The 20,282-nt window shown below is 44.5% G+C and carries 18 protein-coding genes; 13 read left to right on the top strand and 5 right to left on the bottom strand.

Features of this window, described 5'->3' with window-relative positions:
- Both ACE418_RS07950 and ACE418_RS07945 read right to left on the bottom strand, forming a co-directional pair.
- A complete protein-coding gene (locus ACE418_RS07950) occupies positions 1 to 837 on the bottom strand; it encodes a P-loop NTPase (protein WP_416450114.1) in 837 nt (278 codons plus the stop codon).
- A complete protein-coding gene (locus ACE418_RS07945) occupies positions 830 to 1,195 on the bottom strand; it encodes a DUF134 domain-containing protein (protein WP_416450113.1) in 366 nt (121 codons plus the stop codon). Before ACE418_RS07945 ends, ACE418_RS07950 begins: the two co-directional genes overlap by 8 nt.
- A gap of 175 nt (positions 1,196 to 1,370) precedes the next feature.
- Between ACE418_RS07945 and ACE418_RS07940 the strand changes: the two genes are divergently transcribed.
- From ACE418_RS07940 to ACE418_RS07915, 6 genes are all read left to right on the top strand, one after another.
- Positions 1,371 to 1,739 carry a RidA family protein gene (locus tag ACE418_RS07940; RefSeq protein ID WP_416450112.1) on the top strand — a complete coding sequence of 123 codons (369 nt, stop codon included), beginning with the start codon at positions 1,371 to 1,373 and terminating at the stop codon, positions 1,737 to 1,739.
- A 176-nt stretch (positions 1,740 to 1,915) separates the two neighbouring features.
- Positions 1,916 to 2,623 carry a helix-turn-helix transcriptional regulator gene (locus ACE418_RS07935; protein ID WP_416450110.1) on the top strand — a complete coding sequence of 236 codons (708 nt, stop codon included), beginning with the start codon at positions 1,916 to 1,918 and terminating at the stop codon, positions 2,621 to 2,623.
- Between the two features lie 5 nt (positions 2,624 to 2,628).
- The gene (locus tag ACE418_RS07930; RefSeq protein WP_416450109.1) at positions 2,629 to 4,302 is read left to right on the top strand and encodes an SWIM zinc finger family protein; all 1,674 of its coding nucleotides are present in this window, start codon (positions 2,629 to 2,631) and stop codon (positions 4,300 to 4,302) included.
- Positions 4,303 to 4,534: 232 nt separating this feature from the next.
- Positions 4,535 to 5,827, top strand: a complete 1,293-nt coding sequence (locus tag ACE418_RS07925) for an ATP-binding protein (protein ID WP_416450108.1) — start codon at positions 4,535 to 4,537, stop codon at positions 5,825 to 5,827.
- 398 nt (positions 5,828 to 6,225) lie between these two features.
- Positions 6,226 to 7,485: an SLC5/6 family protein gene (locus tag ACE418_RS07920; protein ID WP_416450151.1), complete on the top strand. Its 1,260-nt coding sequence runs from the start codon at positions 6,226 to 6,228 to the stop codon at positions 7,483 to 7,485.
- A gap of 44 nt (positions 7,486 to 7,529) precedes the next feature.
- Positions 7,530 to 8,849 (top strand): L-cysteine desulfidase family protein, encoded by a 1,320-nt coding sequence (locus ACE418_RS07915; RefSeq protein WP_416450107.1) that lies wholly within the window; start codon positions 7,530 to 7,532, stop codon positions 8,847 to 8,849.
- A 69-nt stretch (positions 8,850 to 8,918) separates the two neighbouring features.
- Here ACE418_RS07915 and eda read toward each other — a convergent pair whose 3' ends face one another.
- The 3 genes from eda to ACE418_RS07900 form a co-directional block, all read right to left on the bottom strand.
- Entirely contained in the window at positions 8,919 to 9,881 is a 963-nt protein-coding gene (gene eda / locus ACE418_RS07910; protein WP_416450106.1) for a bifunctional 4-hydroxy-2-oxoglutarate aldolase/2-dehydro-3-deoxy-phosphogluconate aldolase, read from the bottom strand.
- A 9-nt stretch (positions 9,882 to 9,890) separates the two neighbouring features.
- Positions 9,891 to 10,829, bottom strand: a complete 939-nt coding sequence (locus ACE418_RS07905) for a sugar kinase (protein ID WP_416450105.1) — start codon at positions 10,827 to 10,829, stop codon at positions 9,891 to 9,893.
- Between the two features lie 62 nt (positions 10,830 to 10,891).
- The gene (locus ACE418_RS07900; protein WP_416450104.1) at positions 10,892 to 11,695 is read right to left on the bottom strand and encodes a gluconate 5-dehydrogenase; all 804 of its coding nucleotides are present in this window, start codon (positions 11,693 to 11,695) and stop codon (positions 10,892 to 10,894) included.
- A 200-nt stretch (positions 11,696 to 11,895) separates the two neighbouring features.
- Here ACE418_RS07900 and ACE418_RS07895 point away from each other — a divergent pair, with 200 nt between their 5' ends.
- From ACE418_RS07895 to ACE418_RS07860, 7 genes are all read left to right on the top strand, one after another.
- A complete protein-coding gene (locus tag ACE418_RS07895; protein ID WP_416450103.1) occupies positions 11,896 to 12,369 on the top strand; it encodes a hypothetical protein in 474 nt (157 codons plus the stop codon).
- Positions 12,370 to 12,555: 186 nt separating this feature from the next.
- On the top strand, positions 12,556 to 13,443 hold the full coding sequence (locus tag ACE418_RS07890; RefSeq protein ID WP_416450102.1) for a LysR family transcriptional regulator: 888 nt from the start codon (positions 12,556 to 12,558) through the stop codon (positions 13,441 to 13,443).
- 325 nt (positions 13,444 to 13,768) lie between these two features.
- Entirely contained in the window at positions 13,769 to 15,184 is a 1,416-nt protein-coding gene (locus tag ACE418_RS13635; RefSeq protein WP_292300521.1) for a GntP family permease, read from the top strand.
- Between the two features lie 36 nt (positions 15,185 to 15,220).
- Positions 15,221 to 16,762 (top strand): acyl CoA:acetate/3-ketoacid CoA transferase, encoded by a 1,542-nt coding sequence (locus ACE418_RS07875; RefSeq protein WP_416450100.1) that lies wholly within the window; start codon positions 15,221 to 15,223, stop codon positions 16,760 to 16,762.
- A 26-nt stretch (positions 16,763 to 16,788) separates the two neighbouring features.
- Positions 16,789 to 17,205 (top strand): MaoC family dehydratase, encoded by a 417-nt coding sequence (locus ACE418_RS07870; protein WP_416450099.1) that lies wholly within the window; start codon positions 16,789 to 16,791, stop codon positions 17,203 to 17,205.
- Positions 17,206 to 17,400: 195 nt separating this feature from the next.
- Positions 17,401 to 18,771 carry a short-chain fatty acid transporter gene (locus ACE418_RS07865; protein ID WP_416450098.1) on the top strand — a complete coding sequence of 457 codons (1,371 nt, stop codon included), beginning with the start codon at positions 17,401 to 17,403 and terminating at the stop codon, positions 18,769 to 18,771.
- A gap of 31 nt (positions 18,772 to 18,802) precedes the next feature.
- Entirely contained in the window at positions 18,803 to 19,762 is a 960-nt protein-coding gene (locus ACE418_RS07860; RefSeq protein WP_416450097.1) for a 3-hydroxyacyl-CoA dehydrogenase family protein, read from the top strand.
- The last annotated feature ends 520 nt before the right edge of the window (positions 19,763 to 20,282 follow it).

The following is a 20,282-nucleotide window of genomic DNA, read 5'->3' as shown; positions in this document are numbered from 1 at the left end:
TTATTTCCCTAACACGCCTTCCAGGAAGGAGGCTGTATCTGCCATATAGTTGGCTTCATAGCTTTCAATATCGCCTTTATCGCAATGGGATGCGAATTCAGGGTCAATCGGCAGTTTTGCGGTATGTGGGATATCATATTTCTGTGCCGATTCTTCGACGTGGCTCTGACCGAAGATGGACAGTTTTTCATGACAGTGAGGACATTCGAAATAGCTCATGTTTTCGATGAGGCCCAAGACTGGGACGTGCATCATTTCCGACATGTTCAATGCTTTTTCGACAATCATGGAAACGAGTTCCTGCGGCGACGTGACGACCAGGATGCCATCCATGGGCAGGGACTGGAAGACCGTCAGCGGTACATCGCCCGTTCCCGGCGGCATGTCGACGAACATGTAGTCGATATCGCCCCAGATGACATCCGTCCAGAACTGTTTTACCGCACCGGAAATGACCGGGCCACGCCATACGACTGGCGAAGCGGCATCTTCGAGCAGGAGGTTCATGGACATGACTTTGATGCCCGTTTTAGTCGTGACCGGATAGATGCCGTTTTCATCGCCCGTAGCGCGATCAGTCAGGCCGAAGACTTTCGGAATCGACGGGCCCGTGATATCGGCATCGAGGATGGCCGTCTTGAAACCGCGGCGCTGCATTTCAACAGCCATGAGGGACGTTACTAGGGATTTACCGACGCCGCCTTTACCGCTGACGACAGCGATGACATGCTTGATGTGCGAGCCGGCATGGGGAGCCGCTTGCAGGCTTTGGGGCTGTGTGCGTTCAGCGCAGGAGCTGCCGCAGCTGGAACAGTCGTGTGTACAATTTTCACTCATTGGGATCATTCTCCTTTGTATTCTTTTTTCCGGCGCGGCAGCAGGCATGACAGCACGTGCCGGAACGTTCACAAACTTGGATATGGCCGCCTTCGATGACGAGGCGTTTGCCATGGATGAGGGCATCGGCCAGCTTGCGTCGAGCCGAATCATAAATGCCGGTTACCGTCGTGCGCGCGACGTTGATCTGAGCAGCACACTGTTCCTGTGTCAGGCCGACCCAGTCGATGAGGCGGATGACTTCATATTCATCAATGCCCATGATAATGGCATCTTCTGATTGTCCTCTGTCAATAGGTCCGAAGACAGAAGCCGCAGGCAATGAACAAACCCGGCGGCACCGCGGTGGTCTCGGCATACGAATCCCTCCTTTACGCCTCTTATTATAGATTTATAGATGACATATGTCAACATTATAGGGAGTCTCTATACTATTTTCGGATAAAAAATGTCGGGATAACACTTGAAAATCAATTATTATCGTGATAAAATTTTATTAGTAAAAATAAACTTTATCACAGGAGGGTATTTCCATGAACGTAATTGTTTCTTCGAATGCACCGAAAGCTATTGGTCCTTATTCTCAGGCTATGGTATCGAATGGTATGTTGTATATTTCCGGGACAGCTGGCGTCGACCCGCAGACCGGCAAGCTCCAGGAAGGCATTGAAGCACAGACCGAACAGGCTATCAAAAACATTGCCGCTATCCTCAAAGAAGCCGGTTCGGATTTCTCGAAAGTCGTCAAGACGACGTGCTTTCTCTATGACATGAAAGACTTTGCCGCTTTCAATGCCATCTATGAAAAAGCATTCATCAGCAAACCGGCCCGCAGCTGCGTAGCCGTCAAAGAACTGCCGGCTCATTTCCTCTGCGAAATCGAAGTCATTGCAGAAGTGTAAGCATTAGCTTGTAGTACGGGGTTTGTAGAAAATGGCTTTAAATTTAAAACCAGTGGCTAACCACTAACTGCTAGCCACTAACCACTTAAAAGGGGCTGTCGCACGAGCGACAGCCCCTTTTCTATTATTTATCATTGTGATAAAATTTTCTTATAATACATAGGGGAAGTGATGTCATGGCTATTTTAGAGATATATAAACGTATGGTACCTTTTTTGGGGGCTGCCTTGGGGAAGGATTGCGAAGTCGTCCTGCACGATTTGCGCCATCCTGATGAATCGGTCATCGCCATTGCCAATGGGGACATCAGCAGCCGCAAATTAGGAGCGCCTGCTACCGATTTCATATTGAAACTCATGCAGGTCGGTAAAAAAACGGCTCAGGAATACATGACCAATTATTATGGGAAAAGTGTCAATGGTCATACCCTGCGGTCTTCGACTCTCTTTATCCACGATGAGGAAGATAACATTATTGGGGCACTCTGTCTGAATTACGATGTCCAGCGTTATATCGATGTGCGGAAACAGCTGGACGCCCTCGTCCTGATGGATCCGGTGAAACACATCGACGGGATGCCTCAGGACGACCCCAAGAAGGACGATGACCATTTCCTGGGCGTCGAAATTTCAGAGAGCATGTATCCGACCGTAGACGATGCCATCCAGCATCTTATCCAAAAGGCACTGTCTCCCTACGCGGCCGATGCCAAACGCCTTTCTCAAACAGAACGGCTGGCCGTCGTAGAAGACCTCTATAAGAACGGCCTCTTCGTCCTCAAAGGCAGCGTCTATGCCCTGGCCCAGATCTTGGGCGTCTCAGAACCGACGATTTACCGCTATTTGAACCGTATCAAGAAAGAAAATCACAATGTGCAGGGGTGAGAAATATGGATTTAGGGAATTGGAGAGATTTCTTTTCATCGAAAATCTATAAGCGCGGGGAACAGTATTATGAAGAAGGGGACGTCTATAATCTGGAGTGTACGAAGAATCAGATAACGGCCGACGTCTATGGCAGCGATATATATGAAGTCACCATTGATTTGGAAGATGGCCAGGTCGAAGGTATGGACTGCACCTGTCCCTATGCTGAACAGGGAGAATGTTGCAAGCACATGGTTGCCGTACTGCTGGCCGCCGAAGACGAAGAGCTGGATGAAGCGGCTGATGCTGGCAAGGAAAAAGCGTCGTGGCAGGATATCTTGCAAAAGCTGCCCGAAGCGGATTTGCGTAACTTCGTCTTTCAGTTAGCTGAAGACAATCGGGATTTGCAGAAGAAAATCGTACTGGATTTTTCCAAGGGCAAACCGTCTGCTCAGGAAATGCATCGATATGAACGCGAAATAGACCGGGTATTGGCTCCTTACGACCTCTTGGGATATATTGAATATGATGCCAGTAAGGCTTTCGCCGATAAGGTCATTGATTATTTGAGTAGCACCATACCGCCGCTGATTAAGCGCTCCTGTACGATGGAAGCGTTGGAACTGGTCCATATCATGGCGGCCAATGTGGCTGATATATCTTTTGAAGACGAAGATGACCAGCAGCTCTGCCTGGATGAATGCCGGGCTTACTGGGCCGATATCATCGGTCATGCCAAATCGGAAGACGTGCCGAAGCTGCATCAATGGTTTATACAGCAGATGGATGCCATCAAAAATAAGGGCAATGAGTTATACGGTTATTACGAAGAAGTGCTGTACAATGATTTTGATGACCCGGCGTCTTTGAAATGGAAGCTTGCACGGCTGGATGCGGAAATCGAGCATCATGAATCGACGAAATCCGACCCAAATGACTGGAATTACGGCTATACCTATGGCACCAATCTGGTCATGCGGATTCATACAATGCAGCAATTAGGCTATCCGTCGACGGACATCGAGCAGTATATCCAGGACCATTATGAAAACCGGCAGGTACGGAACATGCTGATTTCAGAGGCTTTTAAAGAAAATGATTACCAAAGAGCCATCAAGCTGCTCCGCGATTCTCAGGCCATCGATGACGATAAGGATTATTGCCAGCAGGATTACAGCACCAAGCTCATCCATGCCTACCAGGCCCTGGGAGACGATGAGGGATACAAGCAGGCCTTGTGGGAACATATCCAGCATTTCGACCAAGACGATTTGGAACAGGTCTTAGCCTTGAAGGCCTGCTGCGATGCTGACGAATGGGACACGTTGAAGCAAAAAATCCTTCAGCTGCCGTCTTGCCGATATCTGCGTCAATGCTTTTTGGCAGAAGAAAAAATGATCGACGAACTCTGGGCCGATTTGCAAGAAAATTTGAATCCCTGTGACGTAGATTACTATGCAGACGTATTGAAGGAAAAATATGGCAATGAAATCCGGGATTACTATGCGGACTATGTAAAAAAGACCATGCCTGGCCTAAATAGCCGTAATCAATATCGGAAATGCATTGTTTATTTGAAAAAACTCAGCACCTATCCCGAAGGCCTGAACATGGCCCGCAAAATCGCCCAAGAATGGCGGGAAACCTACCGGAAGCGCCGGGCCATGAAAGACGAATTGGCCAAAGCGGGCTTCTAAAAAGTGAGGCGAAAGGCTCTCTTCCTAGGAGAGCTGGCCGCTCAAAGGCGGTCTGAGAGGTTGAAGTTTTGTAGGCGTCCTCCCCTTGATAATAGCTTTTGACAAAAAAAGTCGCGCGGAAAAATGTAGTAGGAATACAAAAAGTCGCGCAGAAAAATGTATAAATAGGTGCAAAAGTCGCGCGAAAAAATGTTATAATAAGGAAAAGACTTTCTGTTCAGGGGGTGGAATCTTGGAAAGAGAATTGATGAAATCATTGGTAAAGTGGAAAACGGCGCCTCGCCGGAAACCGTTGATTTTGAAAGGCGCTCGCCAAGTTGGCAAGACTTGGCTCATGAAAGAGTTTGGACGCCGATATTTTCAGAATGTAGTATACATTAATTTCGATAATAATCCACGGATGCAGCAGATTTTTGAACAAGATTATGATATCCGCCGCATTTTATTAGCTTTTCAGGTAGAAACTGGTGAAAGTATCCGGCCTCAAGAAACTTTGATTATCTTAGATGAAGTCCAGGAAGCGCCACAAGCGATTTCTGCGTTAAAGTATTTTTGTGAAAATGCACCGGAGTACCCTGTAATAGCTGCCGGTTCTTTGTTGGGGATTGCTTTGCATAAAGGCATTTCATTCCCTGTTGGAAAAGTGACGACAATGCAATTGTATCCGCTCTCTTTTTATGAATTTTTGCGGGCTGTTCATGAAGAGAGCTTGGCGGATTTATTGGACCAGCGCGATCCGGCTATGCTGGAAGTATTTCATGACCGTTTTGTCACATGGCTCAAGAATTATTATTATATCGGTGGTATGCCGGAAGCGGTAGCCGCTTTTGCAGAAACATCTGATTATAATGCTGTACGGCAGATTCAAAACGACTTGATTACCCTGTATGAAGCAGATTTTAGTAAGCATATCATCACAGCGGAGATTCCTCGTGTTCGAATGGTATGGAACGCCATACCGCTTCAATTAGCGAAGGAAAATAAGAAGTTTTTCTTTGGACAGGTCAAAAAAGGAGCACGGTCTAAAGATTTTGAAATTGCCATAGAATGGCTTGTCGATTGTGGATTGATTGCCAAGGTGAATCGTGTTTCCAAACCAGCTATGCCACTCAAAGCCTATGCCGAACAGAATGCATATAAACTTTTTTTCTTGGATGTAGGATTATTAGCGGCCATTAGTGAATTGGACGTGCGTTCCCTTCTGGATGGAAACGACATTTTTGTAGAGTTTAAAGGGGCTTTGACAGAACAGTACGTTTGCCAGCAGCTGCTTTCTGAAACATCGTATAATCCCTATTATTTTACGTCTCCCAGTAATCGCTATGAAATCGATTTCATGATTCAGAAAGGGAGAGAAGTCATTCCACTGGAAGTTAAAGCGGAACAGAATTTACAATCCAAGAGCTTAAAGGCCTATGTTGAAAAGTATCATCCAGCTAAGGCCATCCGGTTTTCCATGAGTGATTATCAGGAACAGGAATGGGTGACGAATATACCCTTATTTGCTATTCGCTGGATTACCTAACGGCTAGCCACTAATCAGCCTCCTTTTTATTGATTTTTTTTGAATTTGTCCTTTCATAAGAGATTAAATATAACGAAAATATAAATATCCTGCTAAAATATTTTATTTTTGGCAGGATATTTTTTTGACCTTGTAAGTGCATTACAAAAGAACAATTACTGGTGACTGTTTATTACAAAAAGACAAAATGAAAAATATTGCAAAATAATTATTACTATGATAATATTTTATTAACGAAAAGAGGGGCATACAAGCGCGCATGAAATGACGATATCTTGTGTGGAATTAAGGGATTATCATGTAAAAGGAGATTTGACGGTATGGAACAGACAGTACAGTGTCCTGACAAAGGACAAGTTTTGGGTAAAGAAAAGCTTACCCGATGGGAAAAAGCGGGTATGACTCAAGCCCAATGGAAAGAAGCGGTCAAATTCGATAGTACCGACTGGGGCTGGGTTATTATGAGTATCGGTATGGCCATCGGTGCCGGTATCGTATTTTTACCGGTACAGGTAGGCTTGGCAGGGATTTGGATTTATCTCTTGTCCTCTATTATCGGTTATCCTGCGATGTATCTTTTCCAGCGATTATTCATTAATACATTGGCAAAATCTGAACGATGCGAAGATTATCCCAGTGTCATCGGCAATTATCTTGGCAAGAATTGGGGCTTATTCTTAGGTCTCCTCTATTTCCTGATGCTCATTATCTGGGTCTTCGTCTATTCGACGGCTATCAATAATGACAGTGCATCTTTCTTAGTTACCTTTGGCGTAACCGATCATTCACTGGCTAAAAATCCATTATACGGGCTGGCCATTATTTGTGCTCTTGTCGCTATTGCATCTCGTGGTGAAAAAGTGCTCTTCAAGATTTCGACACTGATGGTTTTAACGAAACTGTGCGTCGTAGCTGTATTGGGCATCATCATGGTTCAGCATTGGAATTTGGCTAATGTAGGCAGTTTCCCTGATTTTGGCTATCTCATCAAGCAGACCATCATCATGCTGCCCTTCACGCTGACATCTATTTTGTTCTTGCAGAGTTTGAGCCCGATGGTTATTTCTTATCGTTCCCATAATAAGTCGATTGAAGTCGCTCGGTACAAGGCTTTGCGAGCCATGAATATCGCTTTTGGCGTGCTCTTTGTCACCGTATTTTTCTATGCTATTTCGTTCAACTTGGCTATGGGCCATGACCAGGCTGTTATGGCTTATGAAAATAATATTTCTGCCTTGGCGTTAGCTGCCCAGGGTATTCCCGGCACATCCATTAAAATCATGAGCTTGATTTTAAATATTTTTGCTGTTGTTACGGCGTTCTTCGGTGTTTTCCTGGGCTTCCGCGAAGCCTGCCGCGGCATTGCCATGAACTGTTTGAAACGTATCATGCCGGAAGATAAGATTAATGTCCGTGCCGTTTCGTTGGGCATCTTGGTCTTTGCCGTTCTCGTGTCGTGGGGCGCCATTATCCTCAATGCTCCCGTTTTGAGCTTTACTTCCATCTGCAGTCCTGTTTTTGGCATGATCGGTTGCTTGATTCCGGCTTATCTTGTCTATCGGGTGCCACGGCTGCATGACCTGAAAGGTGTTTCGCTGTATCTCATTATTGCAACGGGCATCTTGCTGATTATCTCGCCGTTCCTGGCTTTTTCGTAGGCCTGTAACGGATTTCATAGATTGATTTTTTAGGAGTGATACTAATGGAAACATGTACTATGTGGAATAAAATGATTGAAATCATGAAACAGGATATTAAACCGGCTACGGGATGTACGGAACCGATTTCCTTGGCTTTTGCAGCAGCTACAGCGGCCAAAGAATTGGGAGAACCCGTACAATCTGTCAAGGCCTTCGTTTCCGCCAATTTGATGAAAAATGGGATGGGTGTCATGGTTCCGGGAACAGGGATGCCAGGGCTTGCTATTGCCGCTGCTGTCGGTGCCTTGGGCGGTGATGCCGAAGCAGGACTTCAGGTCTTGAAGTCTTTGACGCCCGATGTGGTAGAGCAAGGGAAGCAAATGGTAGCCGATGGTCGGGTTACAGTGGGTGTCAATGAAACGACCAAGCACATTCTCTACTCAGAAGCCAACGTCTACGGGGAACATCATCATGTCCGCGCTGTCATCGTCGATAGTCATACGAACGTCGTCTTGATCGAAAAAGATGGGCAGGTTATTTTTGAAAAACAAGCGAGCTGCGATAATAGCGAAGCCGATAAAATCGCTTTTTTGCAGGCCCTTTCTATCAAAGATATTTTGAAATTTGCTGAAAATATTCCCCTTGCCAATATCCAATTCATCAAGAATGCAGAAAATTTGAATGATGCCTTGTCCAAAGAGGGACTGACGGGGAAATATGGCCTACGCATCGGCTGTACCATGGAAAAACACATTAAAGAAGGCCTGCTGGCAGGCGATTTAGCCCGTGAAATCCAAGTCCGTACGGTAGCGGCTTCGGATGCTCGCATGGGTGGCGCTGCCTGCCCGGCTATGACTAATTCTGGTTCAGGGAATCAGGGAATCACCGTGTCCGAACCGGTAACTGTCGTTGCGGATCATATCAAAGCCTCTGGCGAAGAGCGCGTCCGTGCCCTGGCTTTAGCCAGTATGGTAGCCATTTATGCCCACAGCTATTTACCTAAATTATCTGCTTTTTGCGCGACCGTTACGGCTGCCATGGGGGCAGCGGCTGGCATGGCTTGGCTCCTCGATCGCAAGACTCCGTATCAGACTATTTGCAAAGCCATTTCGTCTATGAATGGCGGCATCGTTGGCATGGTCTGTGATGGCGCGGCCGATAGCTGTGCTATGAAAGTTGCTTCGGCAGCAGAAATCGCTTATCGTTCGGTCCTCATGGCCTTAGCCGGTATCCGTGTAGAAGGCACGGATGGACTCGTCGCCGATACGGCTGATGAATGTATCCGCAACGTAGGCCTTTTAGCTTCCAATGGGATGCAGCAGACTGATTGTGAAGTATTGCATATCATGTTGAACAAAAACAAAGAAGTTGCTGGAGCATAATTTCTCTGACATTAATGTGAAAAATCCGCTGATGCTATCTATTATTTTGATAGCATCGGCGGATTTTTTTTATTTTCTACGCAGATGAATGGAGAAACCGCCTACTGTTTCTTTTAAGAAGGCGACTTTGATATTTCCTTTTTCATCGCGATAGCAATGGTCTTCATCCAAAGCGATTCCCTGCCGTTGATAGAAGGCTAAGGCGCGGGGCATATCGCGCGTATCAATGCAGATGTGGCCGTTCGTACCGGGCATTTCATGGTCGCAGATTTCGGCGATAGGACCTGCAAAGAAATTGTCGGCACCGGGAATTTTGTCCTGAGCCATTAATCGGCACAGACCGTCGGTTACGGCTTCAGCTTCCGCTCTGCCGGGTACATGCAGACCTACGTGACCGAGTGTGAAATCCAGCATGTGACGGACGATTTTTTGGCAGTGTGCTGCGACGGCATCCCAATCTTTGGCCTTGACTAAATCAGAAGGGGTGATGAAACTGCCACCGACAGCTGCGACATTCGGTAAATCCAGATATTCATTCATGTTATCGTAGTTTACGCCGCCTGTTGGAATGAATTTCATGGCAGCAAAAGGACCGGCAAGGGCTTTTAAAGTTTTCGGACCGCCATAGGCTCCGGCTGGGAAGAATTTGCAAACTTCTAGTCCTAACCCATTGGCTGCTTCGATGTCGGCTGGAGATACGGTTCCCGGCATGATATCGATATGATTTTCGACGCACCACTGGGTGACTTGAGGATTATAGGCCGGCGTAATGATGAATTCAGCACCTGCTTCTACAGCGGCTTGCGCTTGTGCTACATTATGTACTGTACCAGCCCCGACGATGAGTCCAGGAATGGTCTTCATAGCGCGGATGATGTCCAGGCAGGCACCCGTACGGAAGGTAACTTCTGCAATCGGGATACCACCACGGACCAAAGCTTGACCAAAGGGAATCGCGTCTTGTGCATCTTCTAAGACGATGAGCGGAACCAGTCCAATCTCAAATATTTTCTTCATATTATTGCTAATCATGGTTGCCTCCTATTTTTCCATAAACGCTTTTAACTGATCCGGATAGGGAAGCCCTTCGTTGTCTCCCCGACTGGTAACCTGGATGGCACCGATGGCATTGCCACGGCGTACCGCTTCTTTTAAGGGAAGACCTTCCATCAATGCCGTAATGACACCGGCTGCAAAACCATCGCCGGCACCGACTGTATCGACGACTTTATCGACTTTAAAGCCGGGAACGAGATATTCTTCGGTAGCTGTCGTTACGTAAGCGCCTTGGCTGCCGACTTTGGTAATAACGGCTTTGGCTCCCAGGTTACGATAGAAAGCGTTGATTTTTTTCGGATCATCACTGCCCATGAGGATTTTGCCTTCGGCTGTCCCAGGAAGAACGATGTCGGCTTTGGAAGCCATTTCGTTGATGGACTGAATCATGACATCCTGACTGGGCCAGAGCTGAGGCCGTAAATTAGGATCGAAGGTAATCAGTAAACCTGCCTGACGAGCCTTATCGAACATTAAGTTGACAGCAGCCCGCGTCGATTCACTGAGGGCGGGCAAGATACCTGTCAGATGGATATGACTGTATTCATCAAAGCGGATTTTTTCAACATCTTCGACGGATAACGTAGAGGCAGCCGAGCCAGCACGGAAATAAAAAATATCCGGATCGCCCTGACTGACACGGCCTTTCAGCATGAACCCTGTCTTTCTCGTATCACTCCAGGCGACGAATTCATTGCCGATTTTGTTTTCGTTCAATACATGGATGATTCGCTGACCAAAAGGATCTTTGCCCAGTTTCGTCATGTAAGTAACGCGGTGTCCCAGACGGGCTACACCGACAGCTACATTGAATTCTGCGCCAGCAACGGCCAAATCATAACCACTTACACTATCAAGGGAACCTTCACTTTGAGCAATCAAGAGGCCCATGGGTTCACCTGCAAGAATTAATCCAGATTTCATAGTTCTTCATCCTTTCGAAATAGAATAGGAGCTGCCTTATGCGACAGCTCCTTATTTTTTGTTTAAGGTTGTTTTCCGATGTAAGCAAGAATACCGCCGTCGACATATAAGATGTGGCCATTGACGAAGTCCGACGCATGAGAAGCTAAGAATACTGCCGGTCCTTCGAGGTCTTCTGTCGTGCCCCAGCGGCCAGCCGGCGTCTTGGAGACGATGAACTGGTCAAAAGGATGACGGGAGCCATCAGACTGTTTTTCGCGCAGTGGAGCTGTCTGAGGCGTTGCGATGTAGCCAGGGCCAATGCCATTGCATTGGATATTCGCCCCGCCGAATTCGGAACAGATGTTGCGGGTCAACATTTTCAGACCGCCTTTGGCTGCGGCGTAAGCCGATACGGTTTCACGGCCTAATTCGCTCATCATAGAGCAGATATTGATGATTTTGCCGTGGCCTTTTTTTATCATGCCGGGAATGACCGCTTTGGATACGATGAACGGTCCGACTAAGTCGATATCGACGACCTGGCGGAATTCTTCCGTCGTCATGTCGCACATGGGGATGCGTTTAATGATGCCGGCGTTGTTGATGAGGATGTCGATGGTTCCTAACGTTTTTTCAATTTCACTGACTAATTGCTGTACATGCATTTCATCAGTGACATCGCAAATGTAGCCGTGTGCTTCGATACCTTCTTTTTCATAATCCTTCATGGCCTGGTCCAGGTGTTCCTGGCTGCGGCAGTTGAAGGCAATGACGGCACCAGCGCGGGCTAAGGCTTTGGCGATGGCAAAACCGATACCGTAAGAACCGCCCGTGACAAGGGCGACATTGCCTTTCAAAGAAAACATATCGTTTAAAAAATCCATCTTAAACCTCCTGAAAATAGGAATGGGACACCAATAATAGGGAAAAACGTCAGTTGAGTTAGACTTACGGATTGACTCTATTGTAGCAAAACCATTCAGGTTTGTATATTCGGAGCACAAGGGATTTCTTAAAAATTGACGGAGCTAATTTACCCAAGGGCTGCTGGATTCGAGTTCTTCCTCAGCTTACCATAAAAATCATGAATAAAAGCGATGATCCGAATGAATTTAACTCTTTTGCACTTTGCGTATTTATTTTATACGATAATATTATAGGAAAGAAAAAGATTAAAGGTGGTGATAATATGAAAACGTTTGAATTATTTTCCCAAGGGTTGAAGGATTTTTCTGGTCTGAAAAAAGAAGATTTGTCGAATGTCTTTGTATTACATGGGATTGTTCATTGGTTTATGGACGAATTTGATTTAGGCCAACAGGTATTTCGGGAATGCCTTGAAAATAAAGATCCTGACCTTGCCATTTCCCTGACACCAAAAGAATTACTTTTAGATGCTTATGAACGATATTTATTTGTTAGTGAATCTACTTGGCTGTCGATGTTGAAGGATCGATATCATCCCGATTGCTGCGAACCAGTAGAAGAAAAAGTTCGGCGTATTATTCGCTACTATGTGCCGGCCTTTCAAACTATGGAAAAAGAACTGGTGAAGTAGGTGTAAGGCTGTCACTGAAATGGCAGCCTTTATCTTGAAAATATCAATGAATATAATTCATGTATGATATGACCGAAATGTTATGGGGGGGGGTAAAATCATAGCATTTTGGTATGCGATACGATATAATTAATACTATAAAATAATACTTCCTTCTTTATAATACTATTTTAGAAAAGGGGGGATATGATGAATATCAACCATTTTGCATATTTTATAGAAGCTGTTCGGGAAAATAGCATTACCAAAGCGGCTGAATCGCTGTTTATTAGCCAGTCTACTATCAGTAAGGCCATAAAAAGTTTGGAACAAGCTTATAATACGGAGTTAATTGATCGTAAAGCCAGGAAATTTAAGCTCACTTCAGCAGGAGAGATTTTTTACAATAGTGCAGTTAAAATTGTATCGAATTATCAATCAGAAACGGCAGTCCTGGCTACACTGTTGCATAGCCATCGCGGAAAACTCACGTTGGGGATTCCGCCGGTCACGATTACCGTTATTCATTCGTTATTGCATCAATACAGCCAAATGTATCCGGAAATCAATTTACGCGTCATGGAGATTGGTGCACAGACGGCTTTTTCTCTGGCACAATCTGGTGCTGTCGATATTGGAATTATTATTGAACCCTTTGATAATCCTGAATTCAATAAAGTTCCCATTATGGAATCGGAAGCTGTTTGCGTCGTTTCTCCACATCATCGTTTGGCTAATTATGATACCATTTCATTTTCACAATTAAAAAATGAAAGATTCCTTGTCCTTGATAAATCCTTCATGCTCTATTATCGGATTATCGATTGTTGCAAAGAGGCAGGATTTATGCCTCATGTTGGTCTTGAAAGTGCACAATGGGACTTATTAGTAGAAGCTGTATCTGATGGGGAAAGCATAACCATTTTGCCAAAGCCGATTATCCAGAAGTTTTGCAGTAAAAAAGTAAAAATGTTGCATTTATGCAATCCATCGTTCCCTTGGATTCCTTTGGCAGCCTATCATAAAGAAAAATTTTTAAGTACGCCGATGAAATTATTTTTAGACTTGATACAAAATGCAAAGTTTCATATTTGATTTTTAAATTAGCCTACAATGAGGACTGTCAGTTAGACAGTCCTTTTTTTGACGGATACGTGAAATTTATTCATTACCTTAATGAAATCGATGTATTTTACAAAAGCATGGATGAGATGATACCATGAAGGCAAGAAAAACATCCGAAAAATGAACTTCAGTTATTTACACGTGTGACGAACGGAATCAATGTTTTGGATTGTATGACGCTTTACCCCTTCTGTGCTTATTGGTCAAAATAATAAGGGTACGATGAAACGCCTTATATATTCTTACCATTATGCAACAACAAAATGTTTTATTATGCCCAAAAGGAGTGATACGTATGGACTTTGGTGTAATCATTATTATCCTCAGTTTACTGGGATTGATTGCTTTTGCTTATCGCGGATTTTCCGTTATTATGATGGCACCGATTATGGCTTTATTAGCAGCAACATTATCGGGGCTGGCCATCATGCCTTCCTATACCGAGTTATTTATGGGCAAGGCTGTTACTTACATTAAATCGTTTTTCCCTATTTTCTTGTTAGGGGCCATCTTTGGTAAGGTCATGGAAGATACGGGTCTGGCCAGGAGTATTGCTAAAGCCATTATTACTGGTCTTGGCAAAGAACCCCATAAAGCAGTTCTCTCCATTGTTATTGCTGCTTCTCTTTTGACCTATGGTGGTGTCAGTCTTTTCGTCGTCGTTTTCGCTGTTTATCCTTTCGCAGCGGCTCTTTTCAAAGAAGCAAATTATCCGAAACGCTTACTTCCGGGGATTATTGCACTGGGTGCTTTTACGGCGACGATGGACTGCCTGCCTGGGACTCCTCAGATTCAGAACATTATTCCGACAGCCTATTTTGGGACAACCTTGTATTCGGCGCCTTTAGCCGGGATTATCGGTGCCTGCATCATTTACGGCGGTGGCTTTGTTTATCTTACCCATTGCCTGAAAAAAGCGATTGCTAAAGGAGAAGGGTATGGCAACCATACCATCAATGAACCTGAAGACAATCCGGATGCAACCTTGGTATCTTGGAAACTGGCATGTGTCCCATTGTTAGCTGTATTAGTCATTAACTTCCTCATTACGGAATATGTTGTTTGGCATCCAGCCATTCTTGAACCGTTCCAGTCGATGAAAGGCGTGCCTCTTGTAGTAGCTCATGTTAAAAACGTTGCGAGTATCTGGTCGTTGATCATTGCATTGGTAGCAGGGATTTTCCTGGCTTTGATTATTGGCAAGGGCGAAATCAAATCAATTGATCGTTTGACAAAAATTCTCAATGCTGGTGCTATCGGCTCACTCTTAGCTATTATGAACACGGCATCGGAAGTTGGTTATGGGAATGTTATCTCTCAGCTTCCCGGATTTCAGCATGTAGCTCATGCGCTGATTAATATTCATATTGGTGGTACACCGCTGGTATCAGAAGCCATCAGTGTTACGACGTTAGCCGGTATTACTGGGTCTGCTTCCGGTGGGATGGCCATTGCTTTGGAATTGATGTCTCAGGAATGGATGGCTTGGGCGACTTCGATTGGAATGGGACCGGAAATCCTCCATCGCGTTGCATCAATGGCATCTGGCGGTCTTGATACCTTACCGCATAATGGGGCTGTCATTACCTTATTGGCAGTTTGCGGTCTGACTCATCGCAGTTCGTATAAAAATATTTTTGCAATTACCTTGTTGAAGACATTTGCGGTATTTGTGATTATCATTATTTACTCTGTTACGGGACTTCACTAAAATGAACAAATACATAATAAAGGAGATGTGATTCATATGGCAAAATTTGTAACGGCAGCGGAAGCAGTCAAACAAATTAAAGATGGTGCGATTCTTGCTACCAGTGGTTTTGTAGGCGGCTTAGTTCCTGAAGCTGTGTTAAAAGAGATACAGACTTCGTTTAAGGAAACGGGCGCTCCGAAAGATTTAACGGTCATCTTTGCAGCTGGCCAGGGGGATGGTGGTGAACGCGGTCTGAATCATTTAGGTGAAGAAGGCTTACTTCGCTGTATTGTCGGTGGTCACTTTAATTTAACGCCGCGCATCGGTAAGTTAATTACGGAAAACAAAGTATTCGCATACAACTTTCCCCAAGGGACGATTTCCCAATGGTTCCGGGATATTGCCGGACATCGGCCGGGGACGATTACCAAAGTCGGATTGAGGACCTTCGTTGATCCCCGTCTGGAAGGTGGTAAATTGAATGCCGGCACTACGCGAGATATGGTCGAAGTCATTCATATGAATGATGAAGAATGGCTTTGGTATAAACCGTGGCCCATTCATGTTGGGATTATCCGTGGTACGACGGCTGACCAGGATGGCAATATTTCGATGGAAGAAGAAATCGGTACGGGTGAAGCGCTGTCCATTGCAGAAGCAGCACATGCGTGTGGTGGCATTGTCATTGCACAGGTTAAAAAAGCAGCTATTCGCGGAACCCTGGATCCGAAGGATGTTAAAATTCCAGGTGTCTTAGTTGACTATATTGTCCAGAGTGATGCAGCCGACCATTTTATGACTTGGGATTATGAATTTAATCCTGCTTTTAATGGCGACTTGAAAGTGCCTGTTGATTCACTCCCAGCTATGCCGTTGACGAACCGTAAAATCATTGCCCGCCGTTGTGCCATGGAATTGATTCCCAATGCTGTCGTTAATTTAGGCATCGGCATGCCAGAAGGTGTTTCTGCTGTAGCTTCTGAAGAAGGAATCAACAGTATGGTATTGACGACTGAAGCGGGAACTATCGGTGGGATGCCTGCCGGAGGTAATAGTTTCGGGGCTGCTACCAATGCATATGCTATCCTTGACCAGCCTTATCAATTCGACTTCTATGATGGTGGCGGTGTTGACTTAGCCATCCTGGGATTAGCTGAAGCCGATGAACATGGGAATATCAATGTTAGTAAGTTTAAAGGTCGTGTTGCCGGATGTGGTGGATTCATAAATATTACGCAAAACTCAAAAAAAGTGATTTATTGCGGTACATTTACAGCTGGTGGACTTAAGGAAACGGTTCAGGATGGTAAGTTGATCATTACCCAGGAAGGCCGAAATAAAAAGTTCCTCAAACAAGTTGAACAGATTACTTTTAGTGGTGATTATGCCAACTCAATAGGACAGCCTGTCCTCTATGTTACGGAACGCGCTGTGTTTAAATTGACTCCGGACGGGATGGAATTGATTGAAATTGCTCCCGGGATTGATATGGAAAAAGATATATTGGCACATATGGACTTTAAGCCTATCATCAATGCTGTTAAATTGATGGACAGCCGGATTTTTGAAGATAAGCCAATGGGCTTACAGATATAGTGGTTGCTTTTTAAGGAGGTGGTAGCATGGCCAGAAATGTCCGTTATGAAGACATCCATGTAGGAGATAAAGCGTCTTTGTCAAAGACAATCTCTGAACATGATGTGTATGCCTTTGCAGGCGTGACTGGGGACTTTAATCCAGTTCATGTAAATGCGGAATTTGCGAAAAACTCGCTGTTCAAACAGCGAATTGCACATGGTATGATTTCAGCTGGTCTTATTTCGGCAGTATTGGGAACAGAGCTTCCTGGAATCGATACGATTTACATGAATCAGGAACTCAGCTTTTTAGCACCTGTTTTATACGGGGATACGCTGACCGCGACTGTCGAATGTATTGAAAAAGATGATAAGAAACATCGGATCATTTTTCGCACCACTGTCACCAATCAAAATGATAAATTGGTCACAGATGGCAAAGCAAGAGTCATGAAACGTTAACGTTTCAGCAGGTTTCACACGCCTGCAGCATCAAATTGGTTCCTATTTAAAAGCTCAAAGATAAAACCTGTTTTCATGAATAAAAGCCTTCGGATTCTGGAAAAACCGCCCTTTTGCATAGTTCGGAGGCTTCTATTCCCTATAAAAATGTGAAATCAATCACAAACAAATCCTATAAAGAAAGGAGATAACACTATGGTTAAGGAAAAGAAACAATTTACCGATTACTTTACGGATTTTGCCCAAAAATGGGTTCCGGATTCATATGTTATTGCCCTTGTATTAACGATTGTTGCTTTTATTTTAGCATTGCTGTTTACTTCGTCAGGTCCCTTGGATACAGTTATCGCTTGGGGGAATGGATTTTGGACGTTGTTAGCATTTTCTATGCAGATGTCATTGATTGTCATAACTGGGTATGCTTTAGCTACCACCCCGGTTTGCACACGCCTTATTTCATCGGTATGTAGTAAACCGAATTCTCCTACGGCTGTTTACATTTATGTCGTTTTGTTGTCAGCTATTGGTTTCTATTTGAACTGGGGCTTTGGCTTGGTATTTGCGGCCCTTATTTGTAAGAATTTAGCAGTTCAAGCAGAACGGAAACATATTCTTATTGATTATCGCTATTTATGTGGCGCCGCCTGGACGCCGTTCTTTATTTGGCATATGGGGCTTTCCGGATCAGCTCCGTTATTGGTTGCCACAGCGGATCACTTTATGGTTAAGGAAATAGGCGTCATTCCCATTTCCATGACAATCTTTCATCCGTACAATTTGATTTTAACTATTCTCTCGGTTATTGTTATTTTAATTTTATTTGGATTCGTACTCCAGCCCAAAGACAAGACCAAAATGGTTTCTATTTCTCAGTGGAATCCGGAATTAGCTAATATTACAGCGCCAGTCATGCCTAAGAAAAAAGACATTAAGACGCCGAGCGAATGGGTTACTTATACGCCATGGTGCTCTTATCTGATTGGCTGCATGTTCTTGGTTTATTTAGGCTATCATTTCTTTGTTTTAGGAAAATCTCTGGATATTAATGTTTTGAATTTCCTTTTCCTGACATTGATTATTTGGCTTTATGGTTCGCCAGCTGCGTTATTACAGGCTGTCAAAGCATCGACGCCAGCCGCTTGGGGCGTTATTTTACAGTTCCCCTTCTATGCCGGTATTTATGGCATCATGAAATACACTGGCTTGGTCGATACCATTGCGTCCTGGGTTATTGCTTTTAGTAATGAAACCACATTCCCTGCTATTGCAGCCATCTTGACGGGAATTATCAGCTACTTTATTCCTTCAGGTGGCAGCAAATGGGTTATTGAAGCGCCTTTCCTTATCCCAGCCGGTCAGGCCTTGGGGATTCCTGATGCGCAGACAGTTATTGCTTATATGTTTGGCGGGGATTTAACGGCATTAGTACAACCTTTCTTTGCCGTTCCGTTTATGGCCGTTTGCGGATTGGAATTCAAGGATTTTGTAGGATATAGTTTCGTTGCCTTTATTGTATTAGGCATCATCATGGTGGTTGGCTTAACGGTGATTCCTTTTGCTATTTAAAAAATATGTGTAATGGAAAGAAGGTAAAAGTATGAAACAGTTAAAAGATATCAAACGGATTTGCAATTTAGGGTGTGGGACGATGGGGTTTGGCACCGCCATTGCGTTTGCCCAGAATGGGTATGAAGTAAACATGTTTGGGCGTAAAGATGCCAGTATTGCCCGGGCTATGCGGAATATACATGCAACATTAGATGTCATGAAAGCGAACGATTTGCTGTCCGAAGCGGAAGAAAAAGAATTGCTCGGTCATATCCATGGTGTTACATCGATTGAAGATGCTGCCAAGGATGCCGATTTTGTTCTCGAATCGGTAGCAGAAGACATGGATGTTAAACAATATGTTTATGGAGAATTGGAAAAATATCTTGGCCCAGATGTTATTTTTGCTACGGACTCTTCTGGCCTTTTGCCGACAGAAGTCGCCTCCGTTCTCAAACATCCGGAACGTTTCGTCGTTGCTCATTTTTGGAATCCGCCTCACCTTATTCCTTTGGTTGAAGTCGTTCCAGGTGAAAAGACAAGCCAAGAAACGGTAGATATTACTTGGCAGCTCATGGAAAAAATCGGGAAAAAACCAGTAGCCCTTTTGAAAGAAGCTCCGGGCTTCGTGGGAAACCGGTTACAGTTTGCCCTGCTTCGTGAAGCCTTATATTGTGTACAAGAAGGTATCGCAACTGCAGAAGCTGTCGATCTTATTTGTAAATATAGTATTGGCCGCCGGTTAGGCGTGACGGGACCGCTTGAAACAGCTGATTTAGGAGGTCTTGATATTTTCTATAATATTTCAGCGTATTTGAATGCTGATTTGGCTGATGACAAAGAAGGCTCTTCCGTCATGAAAAAATGCGTTGATGAAGGGAACTTGGGCGCCAAAACGGGTACTGGACTATATCAGTGGAAACCGGAAGAACTGGATCATATCAAGAAGACTCGAGAAGAAGTCTTGATTGAATGGCTGAAAAAAGATAAGGCCGGTCAGAAATTCTGATCGTTACTTATATACATTTGTCCTCCTTCGAGAACAGGGACTACTGCGATAGCAGTAGTCCCTGTCCTTTATGTTTGAAGTTTAGAAAAATGGTTTCATATTTTTATAGCAGTTTGCGACCTTTTTTAAGGACTTATGTGATGAGTTCATTATTAGCGATTCGTATTCACATAAAGAAAAATAACCGCCTCGCTCGCAACGCAACGGTTATTTTTCTTTAAATAATCTTGAGGGCTAACCGTCTATCGGTAGCACCTTTTTCTATGTCAAGTTTAGCATTTATAGGAGAGTCCGTCAAAGGGGTGTCGCATGAAGGCACATGCCATCTGCTAGCCCCTAACCGCTAACAACTTAAAAGGAGCTGCCCTGATGAGGCAGCTCCTTTTTGCTATGTGATTATTTTGCCAACGTATGGGCAGCTTTGATGCGGTGGGTGATATAGGGGGTATGTCAAGAATTTTGTGTAATTTTTTTTAGAAATCTTTGTCGTATTTTTCCATCAGAGGGCCAAGCCGTTCAT

This window comes from Megasphaera jansseni (assembly GCF_047974155.1).
In the GTDB taxonomy this organism is placed as follows: domain Bacteria; phylum Bacillota; class Negativicutes; order Veillonellales; family Megasphaeraceae; genus Megasphaera.
This window is presented reverse-complemented; position numbering and strand designations above follow the sequence as displayed.

Bases quoted from the DNA above. Each gene is read 5' to 3' on its own strand.
- ACE418_RS07920 (WP_416450151.1), top strand. From the start codon at position 6,226: ATGACTCAAGCCCAATGGAAAGAAGCGGTCAAATTCGATAGTACCGAC.
- ACE418_RS07890 (WP_416450102.1), top strand. From the start codon at position 12,556: ATGATGAATATCAACCATTTTGCATATTTTATAGAAGCTGTTCGGGAA.
- ACE418_RS07950 (WP_416450114.1), bottom strand. From the start codon at position 837: ATGAGTGAAAATTGTACACACGACTGTTCCAGCTGCGGCAGCTCCTGC.
- ACE418_RS07860 (WP_416450097.1), top strand. From the start codon at position 18,803: ATGAAACAGTTAAAAGATATCAAACGGATTTGCAATTTAGGGTGTGGG.
- eda (WP_416450106.1), bottom strand. From the start codon at position 9,881: ATGATTAGCAATAATATGAAGAAAATATTTGAGATTGGACTGGTTCCG.
- ACE418_RS07945 (WP_416450113.1), bottom strand. From the start codon at position 1,195: ATGCCGAGACCACCGCGGTGCCGCCGGGTTTGTTCATTGCCTGCGGCT.
- ACE418_RS07905 (WP_416450105.1), bottom strand. From the start codon at position 10,829: ATGAAATCTGGATTAATTCTTGCAGGTGAACCCATGGGCCTCTTGATT.
- ACE418_RS07935 (WP_416450110.1), top strand. From the start codon at position 1,916: ATGGCTATTTTAGAGATATATAAACGTATGGTACCTTTTTTGGGGGCT.
- ACE418_RS07930 (WP_416450109.1), top strand. From the start codon at position 2,629: ATGGATTTAGGGAATTGGAGAGATTTCTTTTCATCGAAAATCTATAAG.
- ACE418_RS07895 (WP_416450103.1), top strand. From the start codon at position 11,896: ATGAATAAAAGCGATGATCCGAATGAATTTAACTCTTTTGCACTTTGC.
- ACE418_RS07940 (WP_416450112.1), top strand. From the start codon at position 1,371: ATGAACGTAATTGTTTCTTCGAATGCACCGAAAGCTATTGGTCCTTAT.
- ACE418_RS13635 (WP_292300521.1), top strand. From the start codon at position 13,769: ATGGACTTTGGTGTAATCATTATTATCCTCAGTTTACTGGGATTGATT.
- ACE418_RS07870 (WP_416450099.1), top strand. From the start codon at position 16,789: ATGGCCAGAAATGTCCGTTATGAAGACATCCATGTAGGAGATAAAGCG.
- ACE418_RS07915 (WP_416450107.1), top strand. From the start codon at position 7,530: ATGGAAACATGTACTATGTGGAATAAAATGATTGAAATCATGAAACAG.
- ACE418_RS07875 (WP_416450100.1), top strand. From the start codon at position 15,221: ATGGCAAAATTTGTAACGGCAGCGGAAGCAGTCAAACAAATTAAAGAT.
- ACE418_RS07865 (WP_416450098.1), top strand. From the start codon at position 17,401: ATGGTTAAGGAAAAGAAACAATTTACCGATTACTTTACGGATTTTGCC.
- ACE418_RS07900 (WP_416450104.1), bottom strand. From the start codon at position 11,695: ATGGATTTTTTAAACGATATGTTTTCTTTGAAAGGCAATGTCGCCCTT.